12 protein-coding genes and 1 pseudogene are annotated in these 17233 nt (G+C 69.8%); 10 read left to right on the forward strand and 3 right to left on the reverse strand.

Features of this window, described 5'->3' with window-relative positions:
* Positions 1-233 precede the first annotated feature (233 nt).
* The 3 genes from C8K30_RS01440 to C8K30_RS01450 all read left to right on the forward strand — a co-directional run bounded on the left by C8K30_RS01440 (position 234) and on the right by C8K30_RS01450 (position 6101).
* On the forward strand, positions 234-1199 hold the full coding sequence (locus C8K30_RS01440; protein WP_108491105.1) for a hypothetical protein: 966 nt from the start codon (positions 234-236) through the stop codon (positions 1197-1199).
* Between the two features lie 239 nt (positions 1200-1438).
* Positions 1439-4288, forward strand: coding sequence for an AAA domain-containing protein (locus C8K30_RS01445; protein WP_146197296.1), 2850 nt, complete (start codon positions 1439-1441; stop codon positions 4286-4288).
* 463 nt (positions 4289-4751) lie between these two features.
* Entirely contained in the window at positions 4752-6101 is a 1350-nt protein-coding gene (locus tag C8K30_RS01450; protein ID WP_146197297.1) for a hypothetical protein, read from the forward strand.
* Between the two features lie 94 nt (positions 6102-6195).
* Here the strand turns inward: C8K30_RS01450 and ileS are convergent, their stop codons facing one another.
* Positions 6196-9510, reverse strand: a complete 3315-nt coding sequence (gene ileS, locus C8K30_RS01455; protein ID WP_108491108.1) for an isoleucine--tRNA ligase — start codon at positions 9508-9510, stop codon at positions 6196-6198.
* Between the two features lie 436 nt (positions 9511-9946).
* Between ileS and C8K30_RS01460 the strand changes: the two genes are divergently transcribed.
* The 4 genes and pseudogenes from C8K30_RS01460 to C8K30_RS01470 all read left to right on the forward strand — a co-directional run bounded on the left by C8K30_RS01460 (position 9947) and on the right by C8K30_RS01470 (position 12712).
* On the forward strand, positions 9947-10516 hold the full coding sequence (locus C8K30_RS01460; RefSeq protein WP_233256913.1) for a SigE family RNA polymerase sigma factor: 570 nt from the start codon (positions 9947-9949) through the stop codon (positions 10514-10516).
* On the forward strand, positions 10513-11442 hold the full coding sequence (locus C8K30_RS30595) for a hypothetical protein (RefSeq protein ID WP_108491110.1): 930 nt from the start codon (positions 10513-10515) through the stop codon (positions 11440-11442). Before C8K30_RS01460 ends, C8K30_RS30595 begins: the two co-directional genes overlap by 4 nt.
* A 145-nt stretch (positions 11443-11587) precedes the next feature.
* Positions 11588-11734 (forward strand): annotated as a pseudogene (locus C8K30_RS31760) (hypothetical protein); the annotation flags it as partial.
* 54 nt (positions 11735-11788) lie between these two features.
* Positions 11789-12712, forward strand: a complete 924-nt coding sequence (locus C8K30_RS01470; RefSeq protein WP_108491111.1) for a hypothetical protein — start codon at positions 11789-11791, stop codon at positions 12710-12712.
* Here the strand turns inward: C8K30_RS01470 and C8K30_RS01475 are convergent.
* Complete coding sequence (locus tag C8K30_RS01475; protein ID WP_108491112.1) at positions 12652-14058, reverse strand: MFS transporter; 1407 nt, start codon at positions 14056-14058, stop codon at positions 12652-12654. The two genes, C8K30_RS01470 and C8K30_RS01475, sit on opposite strands and share 61 nt — an antisense overlap.
* Before the next feature lie 234 nt (positions 14059-14292).
* Between C8K30_RS01475 and C8K30_RS01480 the strand changes: the two genes are divergently transcribed.
* Both C8K30_RS01480 and C8K30_RS01485 read left to right on the forward strand, forming a co-directional pair.
* Positions 14293-14940, forward strand: a complete 648-nt coding sequence (locus C8K30_RS01480) for an FMN-dependent NADH-azoreductase (protein ID WP_108491113.1) — start codon at positions 14293-14295, stop codon at positions 14938-14940.
* Positions 14941-15027: 87 nt separating this feature from the next.
* Positions 15028-15480 carry a MarR family winged helix-turn-helix transcriptional regulator gene (locus tag C8K30_RS01485; protein ID WP_108491114.1) on the forward strand — a complete coding sequence of 151 codons (453 nt, stop codon included), beginning with the start codon at positions 15028-15030 and terminating at the stop codon, positions 15478-15480.
* 73 nt (positions 15481-15553) lie between these two features.
* Here C8K30_RS01485 and C8K30_RS01490 read toward each other — a convergent pair whose 3' ends face one another.
* Positions 15554-16225: a helix-turn-helix domain-containing protein gene (locus tag C8K30_RS01490; protein ID WP_108491115.1), complete on the reverse strand. Its 672-nt coding sequence runs from the start codon at positions 16223-16225 to the stop codon at positions 15554-15556.
* Positions 16226-16397: 172 nt separating this feature from the next.
* Here C8K30_RS01490 and C8K30_RS01495 point away from each other — a divergent pair, with 172 nt between their 5' ends.
* On the forward strand, positions 16398-17231 hold the full coding sequence (locus C8K30_RS01495; protein WP_108491116.1) for a class I SAM-dependent methyltransferase: 834 nt from the start codon (positions 16398-16400) through the stop codon (positions 17229-17231).
* The last annotated feature ends 2 nt before the right edge of the window (positions 17232-17233 follow it).

Here is a 17233-nt window from a genome sequence, read left to right on the forward strand (position 1 = left end):
CCGTGGTCGCCGCCGCCCGCTCCGGGTTGCCGTCCTCGATTCCGATCGTCATCCTGACCGACAACGTCCTGGGGGCCGCGTCGGGTCCGGTGCCGGTCCAGGTCCATCACGGAGAGCGCCGAGCTGACGCCTGGGCGTGGAGCGAGCATGCTTGGGAGTCGGCGCCCCAGGAGAGCGGATCGGCTGACGATCTCGTGGGTGACACCGCGACGAGGGTCGCGAGACGAGCTTGGATGACTCGCCTCCTGCTCGAGAGCCTCGACCTGCACGACGTCGACGACCTGGAGACACGAACCGTGTCCGTGGCTGTGCCCAGAGCTGTCCTGTGCAAGCCGGTACTGCCTCTCGTGCACGACCTGCCTGACAACACCGAGGTTCAGGTGTCACGGAGCGACTTCGACGACCCGCACAACCGCCACGTGCTGGTGCGCAACGGCGTTGCCGCATGGGTCAACCTCGTCCCACGCGACCATGTCCGACCGGGAACGGTTCGCATATCGAACCATCTGAGAGCCATCACCGAACCGGCGGCCGCTCAGGCCTCGAGAACAGCACCCGTGGCGATCCTCCGTCCTCAGCATGGCGAACCGCCCGTCCGTCAGGCCTCGACACGTGGCGCAGCAGTCGCGTGGCGGATTCGCACCCACCTCAGGTTCGCCACCGAGATGGTCCTGCGTTGGACCTTTGGTGCCCCGGAGCAGCTGATGCGAGTAGTGCCCGCGCATCCGGACGACGAGCACGGGCACGTCGTGGCGCTCCAAGAGGTGGCCCTGACCCGTCTCGGCCTTCGATCAGGTGACATGGTCGTTCTCCGATGGGGCACGTCAGAGGTTGAAGTTGCGGTCGTAGCGGATCACGACACACCTGCGGCGGAACGACCCTCGATGCCCCACGACCGGTCCAAGCCCGGATTCGCCACCGCGATGCCGATCCACTTGGCGATCCGCGTCCCGACCGCTCTGCGGTTCGTGATGGGGCTTCCCGGCGCCGCCGTGGTGTCGGTCAGACGCAGCACACGCTCGGTCCTCGCGCGCAACCTCAACAGTCTCGTGATCCCGGTCGCGAGCCTTGCACTTGCCGGTGCCGCCCTGAACGACCCGAACTGGTGGCTCCTGGCATGCGGTGCGGTAGCAACGGCCGTGCTCGGCCTGAGCCGGCTTCGGTTGAGCACTCGGCGCGCGACGCAGCTTCACGGCTGACGTCGTGGACGTCGAGACCGAGATGGGGTTCACACCACCGTTGGCCTGACGCAGGACCGGCGCAATCCCATCAACGTGGGGCCACCGAGCCTCAAGCAGCTGCGACCTCGCGGTCGACAATTGCGGATGCACCCGCGAGAAAGTATCACCGCCGTGAATGCCACATCCGGAACCCGCGGATACGTTGCAGTTGTTCGTCCTGGTTGCTGGTGGGGCTCTGGTGAGGGGTGTGGCTGACGATGATCGATCCGCGCGTGCAGGGCATCCTCATCAGGAGGAAGGCAGATGAGGGACCAGGATTCACCCGCGACGGCGACGACCTGCGCAACTACCGCATCGATGGGAACTACGTCATCGTGACCCTAAAGGGGCCGAAGCCGCTCCCGTACAACCGCCGCCGGATCGTATTCCTGGAGGTCCCCGAACGGATCGATCTGCCAGCCGACACGCAGGTGATCGCCGAAGGTTGCCTGCAGGAGAACGTGATCGACCTCTACCGGTTCACCACCCCGCACGACGGCGCCTGGATCCGAGTGTTCCGGACCGACGACGGCCACAACAGGTTCGATACCTACGCTGAGCACACCGTGCGATTCGGCACCAGCAGCCCGGTGGCCGAGACCGCTCCGCGGGACGTCCTCAGGTACCTGCGCGACGTCGTCGCTCACATGCCGCCTGATGCGCCGCTGCACAAGACCTTCAAGGATCTCAGCGACGTCCACCCGGACAGCGCGCTCGCGCGCTTCCTCACTGGCGACCTGCTCAAGCCACGCAAACGGTCCACTGATGCGGGCGGCGAACTGATCTTTCCGTTCGGTACCAACATCAGCCAGCGTGAGGCTGTCGAAACCGCGCTTGCCCACCCGGTCTCCGTGATCGACGGGCCACCCGGTACCGGAAAGACCCAGTCGATCCTGAGCCTCGTGGCGAACATCGTGCGCGAGCCTGGCAGCACCGTCGGGATCGTGTCCCACGCCAACGCAGCTGTCGAGAATGTCCGCGAGAAGCTGACCAGGGAGGGCTTCGGCGTCGTAGTCGCCGACCTTGGGCGGCGGGAGAAGCGCGATGCGTTCTTTGCGAGCCAGGCTGCGCGCAACGCCGAGATCCCGAGCTTTCTCGACCGTTCCGCGCAGCAGCGTCCGGACGAGGCGGAGCTGGCCGACCTGGGCAGGCAAATTCACGGGCTGCAACGGGTCGAACGGCAGTGCGCGGAGCATCGCGCACAGGCTGCCGCCTTCCGCACTGAACGCCGCCACTTTCACCGGCACGTCGAGCAGCACGAGCTGCCCGATCTCTCGCAGTTTCCGCTGCTGCGCAGATCGTCCGAGAAGATTCTGCGATTTCTCGCGGAGTCCGAGCTCGCGCCCGTGCCGAAGAACCGCCTGCGCCGCCTCATGGGACAGGTCAGGCGCTACCTCCAGTTCGGGGTCCCGGACCAGGTCGACCCAGACGACGTCGAGAACGTGCTCGCCCTGCAGCTGGCCTACTACGACAAGAAGATCGCCGAGCTTGAACACGCCGCCGAGAACGCGCAGGGCGCGTTGGAACTCAACGACTTCGACGGGCGCGTCGAACGGCACCGCGAGCTGTCCCAGGCTGCCCTGCGCACCGCGCTCGCGGAACGCTACCGACGGGGCACCGCAACGTACAGCGCCCGAGATTTCACCGAGCCGGGCACGTTCGAGCAGTTCGTCGTCGACTATCCCGTGATCCTCAGCACCTGCCAGTCCCTGCGCAGATGTGTCCGTCCTGGGTACCTGCTCGACTACCTCATCATCGACGAGGCATCCCAGGTGGACCTGCCGTCCGCGGTGCTGGCCCTCTCGTGCGCGCGCCGCGTGGTCGTGGTCGGCGACGAGAAGCAGCTGCCGCACATCCCCGCGAAGCAAGCCACCAACGGGCTGACCGCGCCGGCGCTGGTCTACGACTACGACCGGCACAACATCCTGTCGTCCGTGCTCGGCATCATGGGCTCGGACGCCGGTAAGCCCCGCAGGGTTCCCCGCCGCATGCTGCGCGAGCACTACCGCTGCGACCCGGCGATCATCGACTTCTGCAACCGCAAGTTCTACGACGACAAGCTCATCCCCATGACCGAGCACAAGCGTAGTGCTCGGAGCCTAGCGATACGGCCGACGGTCGAGGGAAACCACACGCGAAGGCTCGCCGACGGCAGCAGCTACAACGTGCGGGAGGCGCAGGTGATAGCCGGAGAGGTGCTCCCCCGGGAACAACAACGCAGCGGGCCGGGCAGCGTCGGCGTCGTCACCCCGTTCCGGCGGCAGGTCGACCAGGTCACGGCGACCATCGACGACGTCGGCATCGAGGTCGACACGGTGCACAAGTACCAGGGCCGTGAGAAGCCGACCATGATCCTCACTACCGTTCTCGACGAGTCCAAGCAGGGGCACATCAGCGCCAAGTTCCTGGACAACCCGAACCTCGTCAATGTCGCGGTCTCCCGCGCGGCAGAGCGGCTCGTGGTGGTCACCAACCACGCTATGTTGCCCCGGACACGGCACGTCAGGGAGCTGCTGGACTACATCCGGTACCAGGACCCGAACAACGTTGTGCAGTCGGAACTCGTCTCCATCTTCGACCTGCTCTACCGCGAGTACTCGCTCCGCCTCGAAGCGTTCGCCCGGAAGGTCAAGGGTCCCTCCAGATACCTCTCGGAGAACGCCGCAGAGACACAGCTGCGCGAGATCCTCGCGGGCGAGGATCAGTACAGCAGCCTGAAGGTCGCCCGCCAGGTCCGGCTGGCTCATCTCGCGCGTGACCCTGGGCTGGTGGCCGAACTGACAGCGCGGCAGAACTCGTTCCGGCGCCGCTCGTCGGTCGACTTCGTGGTGTACAACCGGATCACGCTCCGGCCGGTGCTCGCCGTCGAGGTGGACGGCCACAACCACATGATCGACCCAAAGCAGGTCGAGCGGGACAAGATCAAGAACGAGATGCTCGACCGGATCGGCCTGCCTTTGCTACGGCTGGTAACCAGCGACAGCGGTGAACCCGACCGCATCCGGCACCGCCTCGAGAAGGCGCTCCGATCCGCTACCGCTCTCCCGGTCCCGGAATTCGAGACCTGATCCGTTGCTCTGACTTCGAGACGCCCGTTGTCGTCCGTCGCGACAACTCCTCTGTCCTCGGTGGGCTCCCCTGAGACGCCATGCCTTGCCGCCGGCACGGTCGTAGACAGCGCGAAGCCCGGGCTACCCGCCTAATCGGGCGGGCTCCCGGGCTCACTTCTCAGGGCTATTGCCCATCGCACTCCCAACAGTACTAATACCCCCTGGTTCCGCAAGCGTCTCCGACAAGAGTTGTGCGCCCAAGGTCTCTTTCCACCAAGCCTTTGCGCATGCTCCAGTGCCGGAATGCATGCGCAATCGCTTGGTCGCGGCGGACTTCTTCCCGGCCCACGCCCGCACGAAGCGCAACACGCCCGCCCCCGCCCGCACCACGTACCGTGTTGCGGCATTTCACCCTGTGAAGAACGATGTCACCGCGGCGTCAGACGTGAGGCGCACGGTCCGTCGAGGGGGAAACGACAGCATGAGACGAAAGAGCTCGGTGCAGCGCGCGATCGTCGTCGGGGCCGTGGCGCTGGCCGCGGCGCTCTCCGCACCGGCCGCGGCCTCCGCGCCAGCCACCTCCGCGCCCGCCGCCTCCGCGCCAGCAGCGGCCGGTGACTCCACCAGCCAGTCCGATCAGGTCCAGGCGGCCACGGTGTCCGCCGTCGACCACGCCGCCGGGGCTGCCACCGCCCTTGCCGAGAAGCCCGGCTATGCCGGGGTCGCCGTCGACTACGACGCCGCGAAGGTGACCGTCTCCTGGAAGGGCGACGCTCCGGCGTCGGTCAGTGCGCTGGAGACGAAGGTGCCTGACGGTGTGACCGTCGACGTCGAGCGGACGCCGCTCAGCGAGGCGGACCTGCACGCCGCGAGCACCCGGCTGCTGGACAGCCAGCGCGCGGCGCACGGCCCTGACGCAGTGGTCGCCGCGTTCCCGGCCGAGGACTACGCGAGCCTGGTCGTCGAGGTCAGCCGCGACTCGGCCCTCGCCCGCGAGGCGGGGTCTACCGTCGCCAGCGAGACGGGCGCCAGCAAGACAGGCGCCAGCGAGACGGCCGCCGCCCGCACAACCAGCCTGGCCCAGAGCCTCGAAGAAGAGGCAGGCGTCCCGGTCCGGGTCGAGCTCGTCGACGATGGCGTCCAGCCCACCGCCGCCAGCCGTCGCAACGACGCCGCCCCCTGGACCGCCGGCGGGGCGATGGCCACGACCAGCGGCTCGGACTACTGCACGACCGGCTTCTCGATAGTCACCGCCGCCGGCAACCACAAGATCGTCAGCGCCGCGCACTGCAACGCGGGGGTCGGCTCCCTGGTCCGCGACGGCATCGGCCAGCGGCTGGGCACTGTCGCCAACCGCGCGGCAGGCATCGACGCCGAGCTCATCGACCCGGTCGGCAACCCCGAGACGGCAGGCGCCGTGTTCGGCGGCCCGTGGAACGCGTCCAGCGTCAACTCGCGCTACCGGTTCCCGGTGGCGGCGGTGCACCAGCCCGCCGTCGGGCAGAACATCTGCTCCTCCGGAGCGGTCACCGGCGAGCACTGCGGGGCGAAGATCCGCGCCACCGACGTCGCCTGGACCTGCGGCAACCGCACGTGCCACGGGTTCCGGGCGAGCCGCGACGACGGCGGTGTCGTGGTGGGCGGCGGCGACAGCGGCGGCCCGATGTACATAGTCATCAACGGCCAGGCGTACGCCCGCGGGATGATCGACGGCGGCTCGAACCGCCGCAGCTGCGGAAGCACCTCGGTGCCCACCCAGTGCTTCTCGTACGTCTACGGCATCCCGATGGTGGACATCCTGAACCACTGGAACGCCCGCATCGACAACTGACACGGGCCGCCCGGTGGCTCCGTTGAGTGCTGGCTATCCGTTGCCCCGAGCCGGGAGACCCGGCAAACAGCCAGCACTCAACGGAGCCGGCCGGTCAGGCCTTCGTCACCGCCACCGCGCGCTCGGCGCCCGCGGTCACCGCGAGGCTCGTCGCCAGCGTCTCGCGCGACACCAGCTCGCGGTGCTCCTCGACGGCCGCGACCCACTCGGCCGGCACCGTCAGGTCCAGCGCGATCCGGTCGGCGACCTGCAGACCCGCCGCCTTGCGCGCGTCCTGCACATCCCGCACGACGTCGCGGGCGTAACCCTCGGCGCGCAGCGCGTCGTCGAGCTCGAGGTCGAGCACCACGAAGCCGCCGCCCGCGAGCACGGCGGCCGCGACGTCGGCCGACTCCGCGGACTCGCCGCCCACAACGGTCGTCAGCTCGTACTCGGTCTCGAGCAGTTCGACGTCGCCGTCGGCCGTCGCGACCACCACTGCGCCGGCGTCGGACTTGGACCACGCGCCGGACTTCGCCGCCTTGATCACTGCCTGCACCCCGCGCCCGAGGCGCGGGCCCGCGGCCCGGGCATTGACGGCGAGACGCTCGGTGATGCCGTAGTCGGCGGCCACCTCGGGCGAGAACGCGACGAGGCGCACCTCCTTGACGTTCAGCTCCGTCTCCAGCAGCCCGGCGAACGGCGCGACGCCGTCCGGGTCTGCCACGGCCACGACGAGCGACCGCAGCGGCTGCCGCACGCGCAGCTTGTTCGCCTTGCGCAGCGCCAGCGTCTGCGACACCACGGCCCGCGCGGACTCGACGGCGGCCACGAGCGCGTCGTCGGCCACCAGCACGTCCGCCTCCGCGCAGCGCATCGTCGCGCCCTCGGGCGCGGCGATCGACGGCCACTCCGCCAGGTGCACCGAGCGCTCGCCGGTCAGGCCGCGCCAGACCTCCTCCGTGAGCAGCGGCGCCAGCGGCGCCATCACCCGGCACAGCACCTCGAGCGCGGTGGACAGGGTGTCGAACGCGTCGGCGTCCTCCGCCCAGAACCGGTCGCGCTGAGTGCGCACGTACCAGTTGGTCAGGGCGTCCAGGTACTGGCGCACCGAGTCGCAGGCGCCCGCGATGTCGTACCCGTCGAGCTGCTCGGTCACGTCCGCGACCAGCCCGCGCGTGCGCGCCAGCAGGTAGCGGTCCATGACGGGCAGCGCGGCCACCCGCTCCGCCGTCAGGGGCTGCGCGGCGTAGCCCGCGCCGTCCGAGGCGGCGTTGGCGTACAGCGTGAAGAAGTAGTACGTGCTCCACAGCGGCAGCAGCACCTGGCGCACCGCGTCGCGGATCCCCTCCTCCGTGACCACGAGGTTGCCGCCGCGCAGGATCGGCGACGCCATGAGGAACCAGCGCATCGCGTCGGAGCCGTCGCGGTCGAAGACCTCGTTGACGTCCGGGTAGTTCTTCAGCGACTTCGACATCTTGCGCCCGTCGGAGCCCAGCACGATGCCGTGCGACAGCGCCGTCTGGAAGGCCGGCCGGTCGAACAGCGACGTGGCCAGCACGTGCAGCGTGTAGAACCAGCCGCGCGTCTGCCCGATGTACTCGACGATGAAGTCGCCCGGGTAGTGGTGCTCGAACCAGTCGGCGTTCTCGAACGGGTAGTGCACCTGCGCGTACGGCATGGAGCCGGAGTCGAACCAGACGTCCAGGACGTCCTCGACCCTTCGCATGGTCGAGGCCCCGGACGGATCGTCCGGGTTGGGCCGCGTCAGCTCGTCGACGAACGGGCGGTGCAGGTCCGGGTTGCCGTCCTTGTCGCGCGGCAGGCGCCCGAAGTCACGCTCGAGCTCCTCGAACGACCCGTAGACGTCGATCCGCGGGTAGGCGGGGTTGTCCGACTTCCACACCGGCACGGGCGAGCCCCAGAACCGGTTGCGCGTGATCGACCAGTCGCGGGCGTTCTCCAGCCACTTGCCGAACTGGCCCTGCTTGATGTGGTCCGGCACCCAGGTGATCTGCTCGTTCAGCTCGACCATGCGGTCCTTGAACTTCGTCACCTCGACGAACCACGAGGACACGCCCATGTAGATCAGCGGCTGACGGCAGCGCCAGCAGTGCGGGTACGAGTGCGCGTACTGCTCGCGGCGCAGCAGCACCGTGCCCGACGTCGTCCGCCCCGCCTCGTCGTCTGCCGCACCGCGCGTGCGGGCCTTGAGGTGGTCGATGATCGGCGCGTTCGCGTCGAAGACCTGCAGGCCCGCGTACTCCTCCACGGGGAAGGTGAAGCGCCCGTCGGCGCCCACGGGGATAACCGGCTCCACGCCCTCGCGGTCGCTGACCTGCTTGTCCTCCTCACCGAAGGCGCCGGCGTTGTGCACCAGGCCCGTGCCGTCGGTGGTGGTGACGAAGTCGGCCTCGACCACGCGGTGGGCGCCGGTGTGCCCCTCGAAGTACGAGAACGGGGGCTCGTAGGCAGCGCCCAGCAGGTCGCTCCCCTTGAGCCGCCCGACGACGCTGGGCGCCTCCGCACCCTCGTCCGTCAGCTCCCGCGCGTACGCGTCCACGCGGGCCTCCGCCAGGACGTAGCGCTGCGGCGTGCCGGTGAAGGACGACTCGACCACCGCGTAGTCGACGTCTGGCCCCACCATGACGAGCAGGTTGGACGGCAGGGTCCACGGCGTGGTGGTCCAGATCAGCAGGTGGTCGCCCGCGCGGAGCACCTCGCCGCCGTCGGGCACCTCCGTGACCCGGAAGCCGACCGTGACGGACGGGTCCTGCCGCTGCTGGTACACGTCGTCGTCCATGCGCAGCTCGTGGTTGCTCAGCGGCGTCTGGTCGTTCCAGCAGTAGGGCAGCACGCGGAAGCCCTCGTAGATCAGGCCCTTGTCGAACAGCGACTTGAAGGCCCAGATGACGCTCTCCATGAACGTCGGGTTCAGGGTCTTGTAGTCGTTGTCGAAGTCCACCCAGCGGGCCTGGCGCGTCACGTACGTGCGCCACTCGTCGGTGTACTTGAGCACGCTGGAGCGGCAGGCCTCGTTGAACTTGTCGATGCCGAGCTCGACGATCTCGTCCTTGGTCTTGATGCCGAGCTGGTTCATCGCCTCCAGCTCCGCCGGCAGGCCGTGCGTGTCCCAGCCGAAGCGGCGCTCGACGCGCTGCCCGCGCATGGTCCGGTAGCGGGGCACGACGTCCTTCGCGTACCCGGTCAGCAGGTGGCCGTAGTGGGGCAGGCCGTTCGCGAACGGCGGGCCGTCGTAGAAGACGAACTCGTTGCTGCCGTTCTCGCCGGCCGGGCGGGCGTCGACCGACGCGCGGAAGGTGTCGTCCTGCTCCCAGTACGCGAGGACGTCGCGCTCGAGGTCGGGCAGGCTGGGTGACGCGGGCACGGGGTTTTCGGCGTCGCTGGGACGGTGCAGCGGATAGGCCATTTTGATGGGTCCTCGCGGTTCAGCGGTTCGGCAGCAGGTGGACTTCTTTTGGTGCTCTGCTGCGAGGACGCCGCACCTGGGTGCGCCGCGGTACCACCCCGCTTGACGCTCGCCGGGGGCGAGCGTCCGCTCGTTGACGGCTGTGACGGGCCTACCCGTCCGGTTCTACTGAGGCTCCCCCGCTGCCCGACGGCGGTGGGGTCACCTGTTCTTCCGGAGGCTCACCGGTGATGGCCGGGTCGATGCCTGTGAGGCAATCGTACCGGGCCGCGGCAACCGGAAAAGTGCGGGGTGCACTGTTCCGTGTGCGGATCGCACTCCTCGGTGTGCAACCTCCCCGTACCTGGCGCACGTCCTTAAGGACATGAACGCAATCAGCCAAGCGATCGGCCCACCTGCCGGCACCGCGCTCGACACCTCCTGGCAGGCTGACCCCGTGCCAGACCATGACGGTGCCCCCTCCGCGGCGCCCGAGTTCTCAGTGGTCCGCACCGGCCTGTCCGCCGAGGAGCAGTTCCGGCTCTTCGCCGTCGAGAACACCGCGGCGCTGCACCGGATCGCCTACCTGCTGTGCGGCGACGACCACCGCGCCCACGACCTCACCCAGATCGCCCTGGAGCGCACCTACCGACGCTGGTCCCGGCTCAAGGACGGCTACCCGTTCGCGTACGCCCGGCGGGTGCTGGCCACCGCCCGCATCGACGGGTGGCGGCGCACGCGCCGCGAGGTGCTGCAGTCGCCGGAGGACGTCGCCGTCGCGCAGGAGGTGAGCCGGGGCCCCGGCACCGACAGCGGCGCCCAGGTCGCGGAGCGCGAGCGCCTCGTGCGGGCGCTGCGGCACCTCGGGCCGAGCCAGCGTCGCGTGGTCGTGCTGCGCCACCTGCTCGACCGGTCGGAGGCCGACGTCGCCAAGGAGCTCGGCGTCAGCGTCGGCAACGTGAAGTCCCAAGGCGCACGCGGCCTGGCCCGCCTACGCACTCTGCTTAAGGAAGGACAGGACGCATGACCAAGAACAGCCACCCCACCACCGAGCCCGTCGACGAGAGCTGGATGGCGCACGTGCGCGAGGTCAGCACCGGCGTCGTGCCTCCGACCCCGGCCAACCCGCAGGACATGTCCCGCGTCGCCATCCGCCGCACGCGCACCCGCCGCGCGGTCCTCGTGACCGGCGGCGGTCTGGCCACCGCAGCGGTCGTGGCGGGCGCCGCGTTCGCGTTCGGCGGCCCGACGACGGGCGGCGTGCTGCTCCCGGGCTCGGAGACGTCGTCGGTAACGCCGGGCGTGTCGGCGGAGGCGGAGGCACTGCTGGCAGAGGCGGACGCGGAGGCACTGCGGGCGGAGGAGCTGCGGGCAGCGGCGGCGGCAGCGAAAGGTGAGCTGCGGACGGAGGAACTGCAGGCAGAGGCAGCGGAGGCGGAGACGCGGGCCAAGGCCCTGCGGGCCGCGGCGGAATCGTCACCGGATCCGGCATCCGGCGACCCGACCGGGTGGGAGGTGCACGAGCTGGAGGGCCTCACCTACGCCCTGCCGGCCGAGATCGTGACCAGCGGGCCGGTCCAGGACGAGCCCGGCGTGACGTCCGACATGTGGCACAGCAGCGTTGACCCGGACTCGCCGCCGTTCTTCCGGATCGCCTACGTCACTCCCGACTACGAGTTCTACGACGCGAAGTCGGGCGGCCTGACCCAGACCCCGGGCAGCGCCGCGACGTCGTTCGAGCTGCCCGGGGCAACCGTGGCAACCATCGAGGACGGGACCAGCGAGGAGCTACGCGAGATCACGGCCATGCCTGCGGGCGACGGGGCGGTCGAGCCCGTCCGGATCCTCGTCCACCGCGCCGACGGTCCCGGCAGGTACATCATCACGATGACTCTGCCCGAGGGCAACGGCGACCTCATCGAGGGATTCCGGAACTCGCTGAGCTTGAACTGACCCGGGCCACCCGCCGCCCACGTAGAAGTTAGTCACGCGGTTGCTCCGGGATTCCATGTGGGATCCCGGAGCAACCGCATGATCAACTTCGGAGCCTGTGGATAACAAGCATCATCAAGCAGTATCACACGGTGTAATTGATGATGTGGCGAATAGAAAACCCATAGCTAAGAAGCTGATCCGGCTGGCGCTACAACAGGCCGGCCTCGTTTCCGCTGAGCAGTGCGACGCGACCGGCGTCGGGGCATCGCGGCGGAGCGAGCTGGTCGCCCGGGGTGAGTGGCGGCGAGTGACCCGCGGGGTCTTTGACACGGGCGAGGTCCCAGGTCATCTGCATTCCTACGACGTGGACCGGCTACGATCCGTCTGGTCCGCACTGCTGGCCAACCGGCGGGCGATCGCCGTCGGCGCGTGCGCGCTGATGCTGCACGGGGTCAAGGGCCTGCCGCGCCGGCTCGTGCCGGAAGCGGCCCTGCCGAAGGGCTCCTTCCGGAAGGCCCGCGACGGGATCGTCTTCCGGCAGTACGCCCCGCGAACGGGGATCGTCGAGATCCATGGCCGGCTGGTCGTCGCGCTGGTCGACGCTTTCGTCCAGGCCTTGCCCGCACTCACGCGCGAACAGGCGATCGCGTGCCTCGACAGCGCCCTGCACCAGAGGCTTCTTCAGGTCGAGCAGCTCGACGTGATCCGACGTCGGCTCCGGCACCACAAGGGCTCGGCGAAGGTGATCGCCTGGCTGCCGCTGGCCAACGGGCGGGCCGAGTCGCCGCCGGAGAGCCACGCCCGCCTGGCATGCGTCGACGCCGGGGTCGCGCCCGACGACCTGCAGCGGGACTTCTTCGACACCCGGGGACGCTTCCTGGGCCGGGCCGACATGGTCTGGCACCTGGGCAACGGCCGCTGGCTGATCGTCGAGATCGACTCACAGGAGTTCCACGGCGCCGAGCGCCAGGTGCAGCGCGACGCGACCCGGCAGAACGGACTGCTCGGCGAGGGGCAGAACATCATCCTGCGGTTCTTCCCGAGCCATGTGAGCGGTGGACACTTCGTGGGCGAGGTCGCCCAGGTCCTGCGCCGGGAGCACTGGCAGCCGGCCCGCAGGCTCCCGCCACGCGAGTCCCGCCGCCGTCGGGCCCCGGCGAAGATTGACCATGCGGTTACTGCGGAATATGGCCGAGATTCCGCAGTAACCGCGTGGTCAGTTCGCGGTCAGACGGCGGCCGCGGACGGTGGTGTGCCCTCAGTGGCGGCGTCCGGGGCCTCGCGGTAGCGCCGGCTCAGCAGCCGGTAGTACTTGCTCGACAGCGCATATCCCGTCAGCAAGAGCCCCAGCACCGCGATCAGGACGAACACCAGCGCGATCCCCCGGGCGTCGCCCGTGCCGAACCAGTCGCCGATCCAGCGGGCACCCGTACCGCCCTCGCGCATGAACGGGATGAAGAAGAACTGGGTGAGCGGGCTGATGAGGAACGCCGTGAGCGGGGAGGCGGCCTGCTCCAGCGACTGCGCGAACCCGAACACCCGGCCCTGGCGCTCGTAGGGCACGACCTTCTGCAGCACCGTCTGCTCGGACGCCTCGACGTACGGCATGGCCATCATGTACACCGCCAGCCCCGCCACCAGCCAGACCACGGAGGCCCGCATCGGGAAGACGACGGTGACGGCCCACAGCGCCATGTTGACGAGCAGGATGGTGCGCACCGGGTTGGATCCGAGTCCCGTGCGCGCGATGAGCAGGCCGGCCAGGATCATCAGGGCGCTGAGCCCGCCCCAGACGAAGCCCCACGCCTGTACGGACATCATGGAGAGCCCGTAGGCGTCCATCAGCGCCATGAACGCGCCGCCCAGCAGGTTGTTCAGCGCGGTGAACGCGATCAGCGCCCACATGCCGGGGATGGACCCCACCACCTTCATGGTGCCGCGCAGGTCGACCTTGCGCGGCTCACCCTCGGCCGCCGCATGCGACAGCGACTCGGGGACCTTGATGAAGTGCATGTGCACCAGCGCCACGGCGAGGACGCCGATGGCGAGGATCAGGCACGTCCGCATCCCGTCGAAGGCGACGAGCAGGCCGCTGATCACCGACGTCACGAGGAACGAGATGCCGAGGACGGTTCCGACCAGGCCGTTCGCGCGGTCGCGGAGGGTCTCGTCGAAGAGCGCCGTGACCACCGTCGGGAGCGCGATCGAGCGGAGGTTGCCCGCGATCACGCCGCACATGAGCAGCACGATGAGGCTCCAGAGCCGCACGCTGCCCGGGTTCGTCCACTCCTCGGCCGGGGTGAGGAGGTAGATGACGAGGCACGCCGCGTAGAAGACGATCGAGACCAGCGCGGACGCCTGCATCACCGTCTTCTTGCGGTGGTGGTCCACGAGGCTGCCGAACCACACGCCCGTGGCGACCATGGACACGAGGAAGAGGCCGGCGATGACGCCCGTCGCGAAGACCGACCGGGTCTGCAGGAACACGAAGAACGTGATGGCGAACCACACGGTGAAGTTGATGACGCCCACGACCAGCACGTTCACCAGCAGCTTCACGAACGTGCGCACGGTGGGGTCGGAGAGATGCAGGCGCGGGGGGTCGACGGCGGCCTGCGAGGCTTCGTTGCTCATGGGGTTACTCCAGCGCCTCAACATTGGTTGAGGTCAAGGTCGTGGTTCGCAACTTCATCGTTCTCCAGGTCGACGACGGGGGCCACCGGAAGTCATCGACCGTCGCCCCGGGTCGCACCCCAACCGGCACGTGACCCAGATCACATGCGCTTGGGAAATACTCTGTGCTGCACAAACGATTGACGCTGGAGGCCGTATCGGCCGGACCTGACAGACCTCCAGGAGGACCCGACCATGGCAACACTGCTGCACATCGACGCGAGCATCCAGGGCGAGGGCTCGATCAGCAGGCAGCTCACCGCCCGTGCCGCGAGCGCCTGGCGCGCCGCGCACCCCGACGGCGTCGTGACCTACCGCGACCTCGGCGCCGACCCGGTGCCGCACTTCGACAGCGCCGCGAACCTCAGCCGCGGCCTTCCGCCGGACCAGCACACCCCGGCCCAGGCGGAGTCGTGGGCCCTGATCACGGAGCTCGTCGGCGAGGTCGCGGCCGCCGACACCGTCCTGCTCGGCCTGCCGATCTACAACTACGGCGCGCCGAGCGCCGTGAAGTCGTGGGTGGACCACCTGATCGTGCCCGGGCTCTCCATCGATCCCGAGACCCGCGAGGGTCTGCTGGGCGGCCGCGACTTCGTCGTGATCGTCTCGCGCGGCGGCGGGTACGCCGAGGGTGCGCCGCGCCACGGCTGGGACCACGCCACGGCCTGGCTCCCGCACGGCGTGGCGCTGACCGGGCTCGAGCCGCGCTTCATCACCACCGAGCTCACGCTCGCTCCGGTGAACCCCGCGATGGCCGAGCTGGTGCCGATGTACGAGGAGAGCCGCCGGCAGGCCGAGGCAGCCATCGACGAGCTCTGGGCGCCGGCGGTCGCGAACGCCTGAGCCGGTCGCTCGCCGGTAATTCCCCACGTCGCGACCCCGCGCTCCCGTAGAGTGGCTGCGCGGGGTCGCGACGACGAAGGAGATGCCGTGGATGAGCCGCAGGTGCTGGATCAGGCCGTTCGGCGGTCGGGTGCGCTCATCGACTACCTGGCACGCCACCTCCGTCGTCGTACGGAGACGGCGCTGACGCCGCTCGGCCTGCGCACCCGGCATCTCGTCGCCCTCACCGTGCTCCGCGACCGCGGCGACATCACGCAGCGCGACCTCGCGACGTCGCTCGTGCTCGACAGCACCAACATCGTCGGCCTGCTCAACGAGCTGGAGGGCAGGGGCCTGGCCGAGCGGCGGCGCTCGGCGGAGGACCGGCGCCGGCACGTCGTCTCCCTGACGGACGAGGGCTTCCAGGTGCTCTGCCAGGCGGAGACCGCTCTCGCGGCCGTCGAGGACGAGGTCTTCGAGCCCCTCTCCCCGAAGCAGCGCGAGCAGCTCCACGAGCTGCTCGTGGCCGCCACGTCTGCCGCATCAGCTCCGTTCTGCTGACCGGCCGTGGTCGGGCGCCGCACCGAGGCTGACCCGGGCACGGCCCGCCTGCCGAGGCGCGTCAGGGGCCGCGTTACGGCCGCGGCACGGCCGCCAGGGCCGACTGTCCCAGCCACACAGGCAGCTCCCGGCGCGCCTCGGGCGGCCCGTCCAGGCTCACGGCCTCCCCGCGCAGCGCGACCTGCCACGACAGGTCGCCCCGCCAGACCCGGACCAGCGTGCGCAGCGCGGCCGACACCGTGACCGTCGCCTCGAAGCCGGGGTCGTAGTCGCAGACGTCGGCCTCGCCGTCGCGCACGACGAGCCACCAGCGCGCGACGGGCGTAGGGACGCCGTCGAGCCGGAACGCGACGACCGTGCGCTCGCGCGGCCAGGCGGACACCGGCACCGTGCGTCGCATGTCCCACATGAGCAGGTGCGGGTCCAGGTCGGCCTCGCCGAGCCCGCCGACCCAGCGCGTGCCCCAGGCGCCCAGGCCCTCCACGAGCGGCCGCAGCTCCTCGCCCGCTCGCGTGAGCAGGTACGCGGGGTGGCCGTTCGCATCGAAGCGCCGCACCACGCCGGCGCGCTCCAGGCTGCGGAGGCGCTTGGCGAGCAGCGCCGGCGACATCTTCGGGTTGCCGCGGCGCAGCTCGTTGAACCGGGTGCTGCCCGCCAGCAGCTCGCGGACCACCAGGATGGTCCACCGCTCGTCGAGCACCTCCATGGCCTTGGCCACCGGGCAGAACTGGCCGTAGGTCGTCATGGCGTCTCCTCGTACGTCCCCCCGCAGTCCCCAGTCAACGCCCGGTCGCGACCAGCGACCAGTACAGATCGTGAACCTCACCCGGTACAGATGCGGCACTGGAGGGCGCGTGCCTTCCCGGCGGACAGTGAGACTCCCAGCACTTCCAGCCGTCCAGCCGAGGAGCAGTCCCATGTCCGACACCGTGATCGTCCCGCCCGACGTCCTCACCGCCGTCCGCGCCAAGCATCGCGCCCTGTGGGCGCTCGGCGACTACCCTGCGGTCGCCACCGAGGTCATCCCCGCCCTGGGGCCGGTCCTGGTCGAGGCCGCCGGCGTGCGGCCGGGCGACCGGGTGCTCGACGTCGGGGCGGGGTCCGGCAACGCCGCAATCCCCGCCGCCCTCGCGGGCGCCGACGTCATCGCCTCTGACCTCACACCCGAGCTGTTCGACGCCGGACGGGCCGCCGCCGCGGCCAGCGGCGCCGAGCTCACGTGGGACGAGGCCGACGCCCACGCGCTCTCCTACGACGACGGGGCGTTCGACACGGTGCTGTCCTGCGTCGGGGTCATGTTCGCCCCGTTCCACCAGACCGCGGCCGACGAGCTGGTCCGCGTGACCCGCCCCGGCGGGACGATCGGGCTCATCGCCTGGACGCCGGCCGGATTCATCGGCCAGATGTTCGCGGCCATGAAGCCGTTCGCGCCCGCTCCGCCGCCCGGCGCTCAGCCGCCGCCCCTGTGGGGCGACGAGGAGCACGTGCGCGCGCTGCTCGGCGACCGCGTCACCACAGTGGACGCCGAGGTGCGTTCGCTGCCCGTCTCCCGGTTCGCCTCGGGCGCGGAGTTCCGCGACTTCTTCAAGGCCGTCTACGGCCCCACCATCGCGGTCTACCGCAACATCGCCGACGACGCCGACCGCACCGCCGAGCTCGACGACGCGCTCCTGGACCTGGCCGCCCGGTTCCAGGACGCCGACGGCGCGATGGGCTGGGAGTACCTGCTGCTCACGGCGACGCGGAGCTGAGG

The organism is Promicromonospora sp. AC04 (assembly GCF_003058225.1).
GTDB lineage: Bacteria > Actinomycetota > Actinomycetes > Actinomycetales > Cellulomonadaceae > Promicromonospora.